Source organism: Moraxella catarrhalis (assembly GCF_001632285.1).
GTDB lineage: Bacteria > Pseudomonadota > Gammaproteobacteria > Pseudomonadales > Moraxellaceae > Moraxella > Moraxella catarrhalis.
Genome location: NZ_LWAH01000011.1, coordinates 18,464 through 32,241 on the forward strand (window position 1 = coordinate 18,464; position 13,778 = coordinate 32,241).

The window sequence follows — 13,778 nt, forward strand, 5'->3', positions numbered from 1 at the left end:
TATTATATCACTTATGTTGACAAGGTCTGTGTAGAGATGGTTTGAATTTTAGGGAAGATGATACGAAACATAGAACCGACGCCTTCTTCTGAGCTGATTTCTAGGCGGGCGTTATGCTTATTTAGCACATGCTTAACAATGGCAAGTCCAAGCCCCGTCCCACCTGTCGCACGGCTACGCCCACTGTCTACCCGATAAAATCGCTCAGTCAGCCGCCCAAGATGCTCGCCACCAATCCCAATACCATTATCCGTCACCGACAGATGTACATCGCCATCATCTTCTTCATAGATGATATCAATCATGCCGCCTGACGGTGTATATTTGATGGCATTTAAAACCAAATTAATAATTGCACTGTACAAATAAGCCTCGATGCCCAAAATATTTTTATCAGTGTCCAGATGAATATCAATCAGATGCCCAGCTTGATTGCTGGCAGACGCTTGATCAAACACCTGCATCAACAGGCGTGGCATGTTGACCTCAGCCATTGGCTTGGTTTCGTCACTTTCAAGGCGTGACAGCATAAGTAAATCATTGATTAAGTCATTCATGCGAATGGCTTGCTCGTGCATGAGTTTTAGTCCACGCATCCATGCAGGTTTAATATCATCAGTTAGTGTAAAATTTTCAAGATAACCCAAAATCACCGTCAAAGGCGTGCGTAATTCATGCGATACATTACCCACAAAGTCTGTCCGCATCTGCTCAAGCTGCTGCATGTGTGTATAATCTTTGATGATGACAGCACAGCGATTATCAACCAGTCGCATCAAGCTTAGATTTAGGACATTACCTATAATTGTAGGGTGATTTTGGTAAAACGAACTGGGCAAGCTTTGGTCTTGATAAATATCATAAAGCTTTTTAAATACGCTATTTTTAAATATCATACTTGGCAAGATAGGAGCATGCGTATCATTAGAGGTGATGGCAAGTAAGCTTTTGGCGGCAGGATTGATGTACTCAATTATCAAGCGACTCATATCCATGACCACAATACCATCGGTCAAATTCTCTACCAATAAACCAAAATCGACCGCAGAGTATTTCATCATGATTTATCCGAAAACCGATAACCTGTACCACGTACTGTTTGAATCAGTGTATCTGCCCCATAAGGTGCCAGCAGCTTACGCAGACGGCGAATATGTACATCTATCGTACGCTCATCAATATAAACATTACCACCCCACACTGCATCTAGGATCTGAGCACGTGTATAGGCTCGCTCTGAGTGCGTCACAAAAAAGCAAAGCAGACGGTATTCGGTAATACTCATAGTAATCTCAGTACCACCTGCCATAACTCTTTGACTGGCTGTGTTGATGGATAAATTGCCCGCCTGCATCAGCTCTTTGCCCATGTCGATGCCTGTGCGACGAAGCACTGCCTTGACTCGGCTGATCAATTCTCGAGTACTAAAAGGCTTGGTAATATAATCATCAACACCAGCATCTAATCCATAAACTTTATTATCTTCTTCACCTTTAGCGGTGAGCATAATGATAGGAATGTCAGCGGTTGCTGGGTTTTTCTTGAGTCTGCGCGCAAAATCAATCCCAGACTCTCCATGTGGCATCATCCAATCCAATAAAATCAAATCGGGTTTTTCGTCGACCACAGCCACATAAGCGCCTTGGGTGTCATAGGCTTGAACCACATCAAAATCTGATAAATCTAAAGTCCCTGCAATCAGCTCATTGATGGCAGGCTCATCTTCAACAACCAAGATTTTTGCATTCATAGATGACGAACTCCCTAAAACGGCTTTTGGGTAGATTGAATAAGGCTTTTGGGTAAGGGCTGAGTTAAATTGTAACATAAATATTGTCCGATAACAGCCACAAATCATGGCTTAATTCGTTTAACAAACTTTAATTAATTCATAAAAGTAAGAAGACATCGATCAAAATACGACACCTTTGATCGCCCCACCAAAGCTTGGGCCCAAGACAGAGAATCTTGCTTGATCAATCAGCCGTGACGACCAGCGATATAATCTGCCGTTGCTTGATTTTGCGGATTGTTGAAGATTTGGCTAGTTTCGCCCATCTCAATCATATCGCCCAAATACATATAAGCGGTGAAGTCAGAGCAGCGAACCGCTTGCTGCATGTTATGCGTTACGATTGCGATGGTATAGTCTTGTTTTAGATCATGGATCAGCTCTTCGATCGCACCTGTTGATATGGGGTCTAGTGCTGATGTCGGCTCATCAAGTAGCAACACTTCAGGGCGCGTCGCCACACTGCGAGCGATACATAGACGCTGCTGCTGACCGCCTGATAAAGATAGACCTGATTTTTTCAACTTGTCTTTTACTTCATTCCATAGGGCAGATTTTTGAAGTGCCCATTCAACGCGATCGTCAAGCTCAGATTTAGATAAATTTTCATATAACTTCACACCAAACGCCACATTATCATAAATTGACATAGCAAATGGGGTTGGCTTTTGAAACACCATGCCAACGCGCGCGCGTAGCAAGTTAACATCGACGCGGCTGTCTAAGATATTTTGGTTATCCAAGATAATCTCACCTGTTGCACGCATACCTGAGTACAGGTCATACATACGGTTTAGCGTGCGCAAAAGCGTTGATTTACCACAGCCTGATGGACCGATGAAGGCCGTAACTTTTTTATCCAAAATATCTAAATTGATATTTTTGAGCGCCTTATAATCACCATAATAAAAGTCAAGATTACGCACTTGTACTTTGGCGGCAGTTTGGCTTAGAGTTTTGTCATCAGTATTGCTATTAGTAAACGCTGTGTTCATGGTTGGATTTAGACTTTGGTTAAGTGTATTCATGTTGAGTTTTCCTTATATTTGGCAATTGTTCAAACACTTTGGCTATGTTGGCTAAGATCAATTGACTCTTAATGCGCTTTGGACGATAAAGCACGAGCGATGATGTTTAACAGTAATACCGCAAAAGTGATCAGTAGCGCCGCTGCCCATGCCAAAGCATGCCAGTTGTCATACGGACTCATCGCAAACTGATAGATGGTATTTGGTAAGTTTGCCATCGCTTGAGACATATCCGTGCTAAAGTATTGGTTATTTAGCGCGGTAAATAGTAACGGCGCAGTTTCGCCAGCAATACGAGCAAAAGCAAGCAGCACGCCTGTAATCACACCTGCTTTGGCGGATTTTAGGGTAATGTGGCTGACCAATTTATATTTTGGTGTGCCTAGTGCATAGCCTGCTTCGCGCAGGTTATTGGGCACAAGTAGCAGCATGCTTTCTGTGGTACGCACCACCACAGGAATCACAATCACCGCCAAGGCAACAACGCCCGCCCAGCCTGAGAATCCGCGACCTTGAACCATCAAAGCAAATACGAATAAACCAATCACGATAGAAGGTGCTGACAGCAAAATGTCATTCATAAAGCGCGTGGCACGACCAAGCCAGCCGCCTTGGTCAAATTCTGCTAAGTACACGCCCGTTAAAATCCCAATCGGTGTACCCACCGCAAGACCAGCAAAAGAAATCATGATTGAACCGACAATGGCGTTACGCAGACCACCTTCGACCATCGGCGGTGGTGTATCCATACCAAACACTGGCATAGACATCAAGCCTTGGATACCTTGGGCAAATAATGTCACCAAAATCCAAGCTAACCAAAACAGACCAAAAGTCATCGCAACAACGGTCAATCCCATCGCAAAGCGGCTCACCGCACGGCGGCGATGATACTTTGGTATATGGATGCGATTGGCAAAATTTGCTTTTTCATTAATCATGGTATTATCCTTATTTTTCAACTCGCTTGTCGATCTTCATCAGCATAAGCTTAGAGGCTGATAATACAATAAAACTAATCACAAACAGAATCAAACCTAAGTGTAGCAGCGACGATAAGTGCATCTCGCTTGAGGCTTCAGCAAATTCGTTAGCCAAGGCTGAGGTGATCGATACCCCAGAAGTAAATAGGCTTGTATTGATATTAAAGGTGTTACCAATCAAGAAAGTCACCGCCATGGTCTCACCAAGCGCACGACCCAAGCCCAAAATCAGACCACCGACCACACCCGCTTTGGTATAAGGCAGCACAACTTTGGTAACAACTTCCCAAGTAGTCGCACCCATGCCATACGCTGACTCTTTTAGCAAATCAGGCACCACCAAAAACACATCGCGCATGGTCGCAGCGATGAATGGAATGATCATAATGGCAAGTACCAAACCTGCTGTGAAAAGACCGATACCAATAGGCGCACCAACAAACATCTGACCGATGATCGGCAGTCCTGCCAAATGATTGATTAGCCATGGCTGCACGGTATCACCGAACCAAGGGGCAAAGACAAACAAACCCCACATACCATAGATAATCGATGGAATACCAGCCAGCAGCTCAATGGCGATACCCAATGGCTTTTTTAGGAAGTTTGGGCAAAGTTCTGTCAAAAAGACAGCAATACCAAAACTGACTGGCACGGCAATCACGACCGCGATAATGGAGGTAACGATTGTGCCATAAATTGGTGCCAACGCACCGAACTGACCAGCGACTGGATCCCAGTTACTGCTGGTATAAAAATTTAAACCAAATTCGCGAATACTCGGTATTGCACCAAAGACTAGTGACAGCATGATACCGCCTAAAGTTAAAAGTACAAGCAGTGCAGACAGTTTGGTTGTCCAAACAAAAGCGCCATCAAGTCGCTTTTGGCGACTGAGTCTGGCGGCGAGTGCGGAATTTTGGGTGGTCATTTGGGAATTCCCCTGATTTTGCTAAATTGGCTGTATTTTAAGAAATAATGGGCTTGCCAATTCTGACAAGCCACATTTCAAGAAGTCATCGCAGCTTATAGGGCAGCTTATTGTGCATAAACTGCATTACCGCTTGAGTCTTTCACTTCGTTCCAGCTTGCCTTGAACAGCTCAACCGCTTTGTCGCTGAATGGTACATAGTCAAGATCTAGCGCTGCTTGGTCACCATTGGTGTATGCCCAGTCAAAGAATCTTAGAACACCAGCAACTTGCTCAGGATTTTCTGGGTTTTTGTGTACGATGATGAAAGTTGCAGCAGCGATTGGCCAAGCGCCTGCAGTTTCTGAGTTGGTTAGCACTTGGTTAAAGCCAGGTGCTGCTGACCAATCGATGTCACCTGCAGCAGCGAAGCTGTCAGCTGATGGCTGAACAAATTTGCCAGCGGCGTTTTTAAGTGCTACATGAGACATGCCATTTTGCTTGGCGTAGGCGTACTCTACATAGCCGATTGAGTTTTTGATGCGGCTAACATAGCTTGCTACACCTTCGTTACCTTTACCAGCAGCGCCTGAAGAAGCGGTTGGCCATTTGATGGCTTTGTCCACACCCGCTGAGCCTGCCCAGTCAGTTGAAACTTTATTTAGGTAGTCAGTGAAGTTAAAGGTCGTGCCTGAACCGTCTGAACGGAATACTGTGGTGATGTCAGCATCTGGCAGTGTCAAATCTGGGTTAAGTGCAACAATCGAAGGGTCGTTCCACTTCGTCACTTTACCCAAGTAGATATTTGCCAAAGTTTCGCCATCTAGCTTAAGCGTGCCAGCTTCGATACCTTCGATATTCACCACAGGTACAACACCGCCGATCACTGTTGGGAACTGGATTAGGTTTTCAGCATTTAGCTCATCCACAGTCAATGGCGCATCTGAAGCACCGAAGTCAACAGTTTTAGCGATGATTTGCTTGATACCACCTGATGAACCGATTGATTGATAGTTCACTTGACCGCTGGTAGCTTCTTTGAAATCAGCTGACCATTTGGCATAGATTGGTTGTGGGAAAGATGCACCTGCACCTGTGATGTTGATAGCAACTTGTTCCATAGCGGCTGGGGCAGCGTCAGCTGGAGCTGTTGCCGTTGCAGCTGGTTCTGGCTGAGTTGCAGCAGATTGTTCGTCTTTTTTGCTACAAGCAGTTAGCGCGATAACAGCAGCGACAGATAGGCCAATCAATTTGATGTTCGTTTTCATCATAACTCCGTTGGGTAAACTCTATTAAGGATATAGATGTTAAAAGCTAAGGAGATTTATCACATAAGTTATGCGTATTGTAAAAATCGTGCATGACGATTTAATGACTGATAGATGACGGTTATATGAAAATTATATGACAATTTGATGACAAGGCTTTTGGCGGGTCGGTCAGGCGAGCTTTAAATAAAATGGCTTTTTAAAAATAACTACTTAAATAGTGGTTCTATAAACGATGATGATTTGTGAATTTTTTATTGAGATGGCTAGGCTTATGGATGGCTTTGGTTTATAATCACAATAAGCATGACAATTTTAAGGCATTAAAGTCATTACAGCAGGGTAAATATGCAAAATTTTATCAAAAAAAATATTTTGGCAGTGACTTTGGCAGCGGCTACGACCACAACCATAGTTGGCTGTGCTAGCACAACCAGTACAGGCGTGGTAGGTGCTGACCGAAAACAGCTATTGTTAATTTCAAGCCAAGAAATCATGCAGCTATCTCATCAAGCCTATTTACAAACCATCAATGAAGCACGCACCAAAGGTCGGCTTGATAACAATACCGCTCAAGTTCGACGCCTTCACCGTATCGCCAATCATCTGATTCCACAAACGGCGGTTTTACGCCCAGATGCGACCCGTTGGGATTGGAAAGTACACGCCATCACCGACAATCAAATCAATGCTTATGTCATGCCGAGCGGTAAAATTGTCTTTTATACTGGCATTATTGAGCGTCTTAGATTAACTGATGCTGAAATTGCAGCTGTCATGGGACATGAAATGGCACATGCTTTGCGTGAACATTCACGAGAAAAAGCCAGTCGTCATATTGCTACCCAAGGTGTGCTTAGTATTGCCGTGAATGCCCTTGGATTGTCAGGTGGGCAAGCACAATTGGTTGGCTTGGCAGGTCGGCTTGGATTGGATTTACCGCACTCACGCACCCAAGAAGCAGAAGCTGATAAAATTGGCATTGAGCTGATGGCTCGTGCAGGCTATGACCCAAATGCTGCGATCACTTTGTGGCAAAAAATGCAGTCAGCTGGCGGTAATGGCGTGCCACAGTTTTTAAGCACACACCCAAGCTCCACCAATCGCATTGCCAATTTAAAAGCCTTAGTCCCAACAGTGATGCCGCTATATCAGACATCACAAAACATTCATTAACCCAATTAAGCAGCTTAAATTAAGTCATTATCATGAATAATCAAACAGCAAAGACATTAACTGCAGCACTACAAGCACTCAGCCCAAGTATACTATCATTGCAAAATGAAAGCCATATGCACGCTGGCTATTTTGAAGGCAAAGAAAGCCACTTTAAGCTTGTGATCGTCAGCGACGCTTTTGAAAAACAGCGTCTGGCAGCTCGCCATCAGACAGTCTATGCCTTGGCTCAGCCTTTTTTAACTGTCAACGGCGGTATGGTGCATGCCCTTGCTATTCACGCTTATACGCCTAGCGAATGGGTGCAGCTTGAGCAAACGCCCAACAGCCCCTTGTGTGCTTCTCGTCGCTAAGCCAGCATTGACGCCCAATGGTTTATGGTCAAATAAAAACTTAAAATGACCTTCATTGGGGTTTTGTGATGAAAAAATTCATCATCACAGTAGCGTCTATGGTGGTGTTATCAGGCTGTGCCACCACGGCCAATATCACACCACAGTATGTCAATCCCAATATTTATCACAGCTATGACTACACTTAGCTTCATTCAGAGAGTATACCGCACACCACTTTGATTAAAAAAGCTCAAAATGCACAAATTGGTTTATCTGCTTCTGACATGAGTATCGGCGTGACAAGCAGTCGCCACGGCATCTATCCAAAGATTAGCTGGAAGATAGACGCCAACAGCTGAGCGTACATTGCCAAAAAGCGGATGTTATCTTACTTATACGGTGAGCATGCTAGACACTGTATATTTATCCAAGGTATCAAGATTTACGGAGAATAACCGATGAGCATACAAGGTCTACTACCTCGTTGGGTTTTACAGCTCATTCAGCACCCACGCACTGCTTTATCGGACATTCCAGCTGGACTGATGATGGCAGTGCTGGTTATCCCCCAAAGTTTAGGCTACGCAACCTTAGCAGGATTACCACCCATCATGGGTCTGTATGCTGCCATTACCCCTGTGATTGTCTATGCATGGATAGGTGCCAGTAGTGTCTCCTCCATCGGTCCTGTGGCAATTACTGCCATCATGACTGCATCGGCACTGTCTGGCTACGCTACAGGCAGCTTACAATATATTTCACTTGCCATTGTTCTTGCCTTTATGGTAGGCGGGATTTTATTGATTGCTGGACTGATTCGTTTGGGCTGGATTATGCAGTTTGTCAGTCGTGGTGTCGCCTCAGGATTTATCAGTGGGGCAGCGGTATTAATTATTTTTAGTCAACTCAAGCACATCATTGGCATACCTCTAAATACCGACAGCTTAATCAACTTATTTTTAAGTATTTATACCAGCACTCAGCCCATCCATTTGCCGACAGCGTTACTTGGGATTGGTGCCACCTTGTTATTTATTATCAGCCGTTATGGTGAATCGATAATTTGGGGCTGGCTACCCACTCAGTGGCGTGGGTTTGGCAATCGCTTTTTTGTCATTTTAATTGTTGCCATCTCTATTTGGCTCAGCCATCATATCGGATTTGAGCAAATGCAGATCAGATTGCTACAACCTTTGCCCACAGGATTGCCAAAGATTACCTTACCCAATTTTTCTGCAACCACTTTACTAGATTTATTACCCTCGGCACTCTTGATCGCACTAATCGCTTTTATCTCATCAAGTACGATTTCCGCACAGCAGGCACGGATACGAGGTGAGTCATACGATGCCAACAAGGAACTTGGTGGCTTGGGCTTAGCGAATATCACCAGCGGCCTCTTTGGTGGTTTTGCGGTCTCAGGGGGCATTTCACGCACCAGCCTAAACCTATCTGTGGGTGCCAAAACACCATTGGCATCCATCATTTGTGCTTTGGGTGTATTGCTGGTTTTGCTTGTTTTCGGGCAATATTTGACAGGCCTGCCCTACGCTATCTTAGCAGCAGTCATCATCAGCTCTGTCATCTCAATGATTGATACCAAAACCTTGATCAATGCATGGCAGCTGGATAAATCCGATGCCATCTGTTTTGGCATTACTTTTTTCACCTCAATTCTTTTCGGTTTAAATAGCGGTTTGGTTGTCGGGCTTTTGGCAAGTTTTGCAATGATGATTTATCGGACACACCAAGTACACATTGCGATCGTGGGGCGTGTTGGCGACAGCGAGCATTTTCGCAATATTGAGCGACATACGGCAACTACTTTTGATGGGCTGTTACTTTTACGCATCGATGAAAGCCTGTATTTTGGTAATGCTCAGTCTGTTCATGCCAATTTAATGCGATTATCTGATGATACCAACATTCATGATATTGTGCTGATTATGACTGCGGTCAATCATATCGATTTATCCGCCCAAGAGATGCTATGTGCCTTTAATCAAAGCTGTATCAAGCGAGGTCAGCACCTACATTTGGCCGAGGTGAAGGGCCCTATGATGGATATTTTAAAGACCAGTCCTGTGATTGAAAATCTGTCAGGGTGCATTTTTTTAAGTGCCAATCAAGCCGTACAAAGTCTAACCAAGCCTAGCACAGATCTTTAAATACCGCTTCGACCTTATTTTATGTTTAAAATTACACTGACAACCATGTCATACCGTCATAAGCTTATGCCAAATCAAAATTGCAAGTTATCTTGTCATTGGGTATCATAAATCAAAACACATATTAAGGATTTACCCATGCATAGTCAAATCACCCTTTACAAACAAATCCATCCCAAGCAGTGTGATGGGCTTGCCAAATTGGGCTTTAAAAGCCTGATCAATCTGCGTTTTGATGATGAGATTAAAGGACAACCCAAAGGGTATGACATCGCTCAAAGTGCTAAAAACGCTGGGCTTAGCTATCACACTCTGCCCATTGGTATTGATGACATTCATCTTGCACAAGCCCAAGCATTCGCCGATCTGATTAACCACGCACCAAAACCTGTGATGGTATTTTGTGGTACAGGCTCACGCGCCAAGCGTCTGTATCAATGTGCCGTCGTTTCTGGGCTAATCTGATGGATTTGGTGCATGATCTTTGGGTCATCAGCCAATAAATACACCGCCCTAAAATGGCACTGGACTGACCCAATCCATCCAAATGCCATGCGTTGGGTGCTTTAAGCGAAGCTTGTGTGCATGCAAATTCAACCGATTTGACAGTTTGAGTGCCACATCTTCAGCATAAATGGGATCACCAATCATCACATGGCCCAAATGCACCATATGCACCCTAAGCTGATGGCTACGCCCTGTGATGGGTTTGAGTGCCACTCGAGTCACAGGATATGCCCTACCATTGTCATCACAGCGTAATTCATGATGCATCACCTCATAATGAGTCAACGCCTGTTTATTCCAATCCATATCAACAATATGGCGTGGCTTAGTGGTTGGTTCATAGCGTACAGGCACATCGACGACACCCTTTTTATCATCTATCATCAGTGTTCCAAACACAACCGCTTGATATTCTTTTTGGGGAATACGGTCAATGAACTGCTTACTAATGTGCGTTTGAGCCTCACTGGATTTGGCAAAAATAATCAGCCCTGAAGTGTCCATATCCAATCGATGGATCAGCCTAATATTTGGATTGATACGCAAAAGTCGTGACTGCAAACTGACCTTTAGCATGCGTCCATCAACACTCAAGAGTCCAGCTGGTTTATCCAGCACCCAAATGTCCTCATCTTCATAAATGGTAATTGATTTGGCAAATTCATGAAAAAATAGGTCATCATGCGAAAGCTCTAGTGCATTCATACGCAAAATATCAGCATCAGTTAAGGTCATCTTTTATTTGCTCAATCAGTAAATTTAATAAATTCAATTGCCATGCCCAAGGCTTGGGGCAACAAGGCTGTTATTATATCATGACTTGACATTTAAGCTGACATCTTGAATTTTTTTACAAGAAACCACATAATACTTAATCATGGCAATTGCCATTTATTCACTGTAAAACTGTTAAATTAAAAAGGAAGCAAATTATGTCAATTATTAATGCCACTGATGCAAGCTTTGATACCGATGTTGTAAATTCTGATGGTCTGGTTTTGGTTGATTTTTGGGCTGCGTGGTGTGGTCCATGTAAAGCCATCGCTCCTGTGCTAGAAGAGCTGGCTGAAGATTATCAAGGTCGTGTCAAGATTGTCAAAGTTGATGTTGATGCCAACCCACAATCTGCAGCTCGTTTTGGTATTCGCAGCATCCCGACCTTATTTGTTTTTAAAAATGGTGAGCGGGTAGAAACTGTGGTTGGTGGTCGTCCAAAATCTGAGTTTGCCGCTTTGCTTGACAAGCATTTATAATAAATCAACTTATCTTAAGACCTGATTTGATCCACGGTTCAAATCAGGTTTATTTTTGCATAAAATGTTTGATAATTTACCCGAAGTTCACCCTAACTCTTGACAAATGCTTGATTTACGCTTAATATGGACGCACCTGCAATCGATTTCTTGAGATTGCATTTTTCTTTTTCTATACCTTGCAAAACCATCACTGCCTATTTTGGGTGTATCATCACACATCTTACCTATCTATGAACTTAACTGAATTAAAAAGTAAATCCGTTGGCGAGCTGCTTGCTATTGCTGAGCATATGGGTTTGGATAATATGGCTCGCAGTCGTAAACAAGACATTATTTTCGCCATTTTAAAGACACATGCTAGAAATGGTGAAGCAATTTATGGCAATGGCGTGCTTGAGATTTTACCTGATGGATTTGGTTTTTTACGCTCAAGTGAAGGTTCATACTTGGCAGGACCAGACGATATTTATGTCAGCCCAAGCCAAATACGCAGATTTAATTTGCAAACAGGCGACTCCATCGCAGGGCAGATCCGCCCGCCTAAAGACTCAGAAAGATATTTTGCTCTCTTAAAGGTGAGTGAAATTAACTTTGATACGCCTGATCGTAGTCGCCACAAGCTGATTTTTGAAAATCTTACCCCACTTTTCCCCACCCAGCAACTGGTACTTGAAGCAGGCAATGGCACGACCGAGGACTTAACAGGCCGCATTATTGATTTGATTGCACCCATTGGTAAAGGTCAACGCTCTATCATCGTTGCACCGCCCAAAGCTGGTAAAACGGTACTACTACAGACCATCGCCCAAGCCATCACCAAAAATCATCCTGAATGCTACTTGATCGTTCTGCTCATTGATGAACGCCCCGAGGAAGTCACCGAGATGCAACGCACCGTTTGGGGAGAAGTTGTTGCCTCTACTTTTGATGAACCACCACAACGCCATATCCAAGTCGCCGAAATGGTTATCGAAAAAGCCAAGCGCTTGGTTGAGCATAAGCAAGATGTGGTGATCTTACTTGATTCTATCACTCGCTTGGCGCGTGCTTATAATACTGTCATCCCATCAAGTGGCAAAGTGCTGACAGGTGGGGTGGATGCTCATGCACTTGAGCGTCCCAAGCGGTTTTTTGGAGCGGCACGAAATGTCGAAGAAGGCGGCAGCTTGACCATCATTTCAACCGCTTTGATTGACACAGGTTCAAAGATGGACAGTGTCATTTTTGAGGAATTCAAAGGCACGGGCAACCAAGAGATTACCTTGGAGCGTGAGCTTGCTGAACGGCGTATTTTCCCTGCCATCAATATCAAAAAATCCAGTACACGCCGAGAAGAACGCTTGCTAGATGAAGACACGCTACGCCGAGTTTGGATACTTCGTAAGCTCATGCAACCCATGGAAGACGCCCAAGCAACTGAGTTTTTACTTGAACGCCTAAAAGACTCAAAAACCAATGATGAATTTTTTGAGCAAATGGTCAAAAAATCTCAAAACTAAAATTATCGCTTTGGTTTAGGTATGCCCATACCCTAACTTATTTTTATTTTCATCACTGAATTGCCATTTTAAAAAATATGTGTTAGAATTTTTCAACACCAAAGTCTAACGGCAATTTATTGCCACTTACTTAAGGTGGCAAAAGTAAAGAAAAACAATATTTTGTTACATTTTTATTAAGCTAATAACAAAATTTTCTTTTTATCTTTGCTAAGTTGTTGTATACTGATACATATATGTGTCAACCTATGGATAGATGATTGATATGTTTAATCTGATATTTAGATTTAAACAATGCTCAATTAATTATCCATAGGTATTTTTCTGTCAAATATTTATTGAATATTTACCTCATTGGAGTTTATCATGCAAATCAAACTAATCGCATCTGCACTAATCGCTACTCTAGCACTAACTGCTTGCTCAAAACCACAAGAACAAGCTGAAGCAGCAGCTGACGCAACTGTTGCTGCCAACGAAGCATCTGCTGCTATGACTGGTGATGCAGCTGAAGCTGCGGCTGAAGCAGCAGCTGACGCAACTGCTGCTGCCAACGAAGCATCTGGTGATGCTATGACTGGTGATGCTGCTGCCACTGAAGCTGCTCACGCTGCTGCTGACCAAGCTCAAGCTAATGCTGAAGCTGCTCAAGCTGCTGCAACTGAAGCAACCGAACAAGCCAAATAATCATAAAACAGTTTTAACTGTTCCAAGTTATTTGCTGACACAAAAGAAGAATCCATTTTGGGTTCTTCTTTTTTTGTCTTGTATTGGTGGGCATGATAAAGTATTTTGCTTGACTTCATATGATGATTTGCTACAATCAAAGAAACACAACAACAACTGGGAGTCAATG

14 protein-coding genes are annotated in these 13,778 nt (G+C 43.5%); 7 read left to right on the plus strand and 7 right to left on the minus strand.

Translation table 11 applies throughout. The features are described 5' to 3' along the window. Positions 1-11: 11 nt before the first annotated feature. From phoR to pstS, 6 genes are all read right to left on the minus strand, one after another. Positions 12-1,061, minus strand: coding sequence for a phosphate regulon sensor histidine kinase PhoR (phoR, locus tag A4U55_RS01495; protein ID WP_003674348.1), 1,050 nt, complete (start codon positions 1,059-1,061; stop codon positions 12-14). Next, positions 1,058-1,750 (minus strand): phosphate regulon transcriptional regulator PhoB, encoded by a 693-nt coding sequence (phoB, locus tag A4U55_RS01500; protein ID WP_003657372.1) that lies wholly within the window; start codon positions 1,748-1,750, stop codon positions 1,058-1,060. The genes phoR and phoB overlap by 4 nt, the downstream gene beginning before the upstream one ends. A 230-nt stretch (positions 1,751-1,980) precedes the next feature. Beyond that, the gene (pstB, locus tag A4U55_RS01505; protein WP_003657370.1) at positions 1,981-2,787 is read right to left on the minus strand and encodes a phosphate ABC transporter ATP-binding protein PstB; all 807 of its coding nucleotides are present in this window, start codon (positions 2,785-2,787) and stop codon (positions 1,981-1,983) included. A gap of 101 nt (positions 2,788-2,888) precedes the next feature. Next, entirely contained in the window at positions 2,889-3,761 is an 873-nt protein-coding gene (pstA, locus tag A4U55_RS01510; RefSeq protein WP_003657368.1) for a phosphate ABC transporter permease PstA, read from the minus strand. A gap of 10 nt (positions 3,762-3,771) precedes the next feature. Beyond that, a complete protein-coding gene (pstC, locus tag A4U55_RS01515; RefSeq protein ID WP_003657367.1) occupies positions 3,772-4,734 on the minus strand; it encodes a phosphate ABC transporter permease subunit PstC in 963 nt (320 codons plus the stop codon). 107 nt (positions 4,735-4,841) lie between these two features. Continuing rightward, positions 4,842-5,981: a phosphate ABC transporter substrate-binding protein PstS gene (pstS, locus tag A4U55_RS01520; protein WP_063453939.1), complete on the minus strand. Its 1,140-nt coding sequence runs from the start codon at positions 5,979-5,981 to the stop codon at positions 4,842-4,844. Between the two features lie 348 nt (positions 5,982-6,329). Here pstS and A4U55_RS01525 point away from each other — a divergent pair, with 348 nt between their 5' ends. From A4U55_RS01525 to A4U55_RS01540, 4 genes are all read left to right on the plus strand, one after another. Next, positions 6,330-7,157 carry a M48 family metallopeptidase gene (locus A4U55_RS01525; RefSeq protein WP_003664938.1) on the plus strand — a complete coding sequence of 276 codons (828 nt, stop codon included), beginning with the start codon at positions 6,330-6,332 and terminating at the stop codon, positions 7,155-7,157. Between the two features lie 32 nt (positions 7,158-7,189). Next, positions 7,190-7,510 carry a BolA family protein gene (locus A4U55_RS01530; protein ID WP_003664940.1) on the plus strand — a complete coding sequence of 107 codons (321 nt, stop codon included), beginning with the start codon at positions 7,190-7,192 and terminating at the stop codon, positions 7,508-7,510. A gap of 440 nt (positions 7,511-7,950) precedes the next feature. Beyond that, on the plus strand, positions 7,951-9,660 hold the full coding sequence (locus tag A4U55_RS01535) for a SulP family inorganic anion transporter (protein ID WP_063453940.1): 1,710 nt from the start codon (positions 7,951-7,953) through the stop codon (positions 9,658-9,660). Between the two features lie 138 nt (positions 9,661-9,798). After that, the gene (locus A4U55_RS01540) at positions 9,799-10,125 is read left to right on the plus strand and encodes a beta-lactamase hydrolase domain-containing protein (RefSeq protein WP_003660492.1); all 327 of its coding nucleotides are present in this window, start codon (positions 9,799-9,801) and stop codon (positions 10,123-10,125) included. 48 nt (positions 10,126-10,173) lie between these two features. On the opposite strand, the gene A4U55_RS01545 is transcribed toward A4U55_RS01540, so the two are convergent. Further along, the gene (locus tag A4U55_RS01545) at positions 10,174-10,902 is read right to left on the minus strand and encodes an RluA family pseudouridine synthase (protein ID WP_003671936.1); all 729 of its coding nucleotides are present in this window, start codon (positions 10,900-10,902) and stop codon (positions 10,174-10,176) included. 197 nt (positions 10,903-11,099) lie between these two features. On the opposite strand from A4U55_RS01545, the gene trxA reads away from it, so the two are divergent. The 3 genes from trxA to A4U55_RS01560 all read left to right on the plus strand — a co-directional run bounded on the left by trxA (position 11,100) and on the right by A4U55_RS01560 (position 13,609). Next, a complete protein-coding gene (gene trxA, locus A4U55_RS01550; RefSeq protein ID WP_003657354.1) occupies positions 11,100-11,420 on the plus strand; it encodes a thioredoxin in 321 nt (106 codons plus the stop codon). Between the two features lie 233 nt (positions 11,421-11,653). Beyond that, positions 11,654-12,922 carry a transcription termination factor Rho gene (gene rho / locus A4U55_RS01555; protein ID WP_003657353.1) on the plus strand — a complete coding sequence of 423 codons (1,269 nt, stop codon included), beginning with the start codon at positions 11,654-11,656 and terminating at the stop codon, positions 12,920-12,922. 366 nt (positions 12,923-13,288) lie between these two features. Then, positions 13,289-13,609 carry a hypothetical protein gene (locus tag A4U55_RS01560; protein ID WP_063453941.1) on the plus strand — a complete coding sequence of 107 codons (321 nt, stop codon included), beginning with the start codon at positions 13,289-13,291 and terminating at the stop codon, positions 13,607-13,609. Positions 13,610-13,778: the final 169 nt, after the last annotated feature.

Bases quoted from the DNA above. Each gene is read 5' to 3' on its own strand.
- phoR (WP_003674348.1), bottom strand. From the start codon at position 1,061: ATGATGAAATACTCTGCGGTCGATTTTGGTTTATTGGTAGAGAATTTG.
- A4U55_RS01560 (WP_063453941.1), top strand. From the start codon at position 13,289: ATGCAAATCAAACTAATCGCATCTGCACTAATCGCTACTCTAGCACTA.
- phoB (WP_003657372.1), bottom strand. From the start codon at position 1,750: ATGAATGCAAAAATCTTGGTTGTTGAAGATGAGCCTGCCATCAATGAG.
- A4U55_RS01545 (WP_003671936.1), bottom strand. From the start codon at position 10,902: ATGACCTTAACTGATGCTGATATTTTGCGTATGAATGCACTAGAGCTT.
- A4U55_RS01535 (WP_063453940.1), top strand. From the start codon at position 7,951: ATGAGCATACAAGGTCTACTACCTCGTTGGGTTTTACAGCTCATTCAG.
- A4U55_RS01525 (WP_003664938.1), top strand. From the start codon at position 6,330: ATGCAAAATTTTATCAAAAAAAATATTTTGGCAGTGACTTTGGCAGCG.
- A4U55_RS01530 (WP_003664940.1), top strand. From the start codon at position 7,190: ATGAATAATCAAACAGCAAAGACATTAACTGCAGCACTACAAGCACTC.
- pstS (WP_063453939.1), bottom strand. From the start codon at position 5,981: ATGAAAACGAACATCAAATTGATTGGCCTATCTGTCGCTGCTGTTATC.
- pstC (WP_003657367.1), bottom strand. From the start codon at position 4,734: ATGACCACCCAAAATTCCGCACTCGCCGCCAGACTCAGTCGCCAAAAG.
- rho (WP_003657353.1), top strand. From the start codon at position 11,654: ATGAACTTAACTGAATTAAAAAGTAAATCCGTTGGCGAGCTGCTTGCT.
- trxA (WP_003657354.1), top strand. From the start codon at position 11,100: ATGTCAATTATTAATGCCACTGATGCAAGCTTTGATACCGATGTTGTA.
- pstA (WP_003657368.1), bottom strand. From the start codon at position 3,761: ATGATTAATGAAAAAGCAAATTTTGCCAATCGCATCCATATACCAAAG.
- pstB (WP_003657370.1), bottom strand. From the start codon at position 2,787: ATGAACACAGCGTTTACTAATAGCAATACTGATGACAAAACTCTAAGC.
- A4U55_RS01540 (WP_003660492.1), top strand. From the start codon at position 9,799: ATGCATAGTCAAATCACCCTTTACAAACAAATCCATCCCAAGCAGTGT.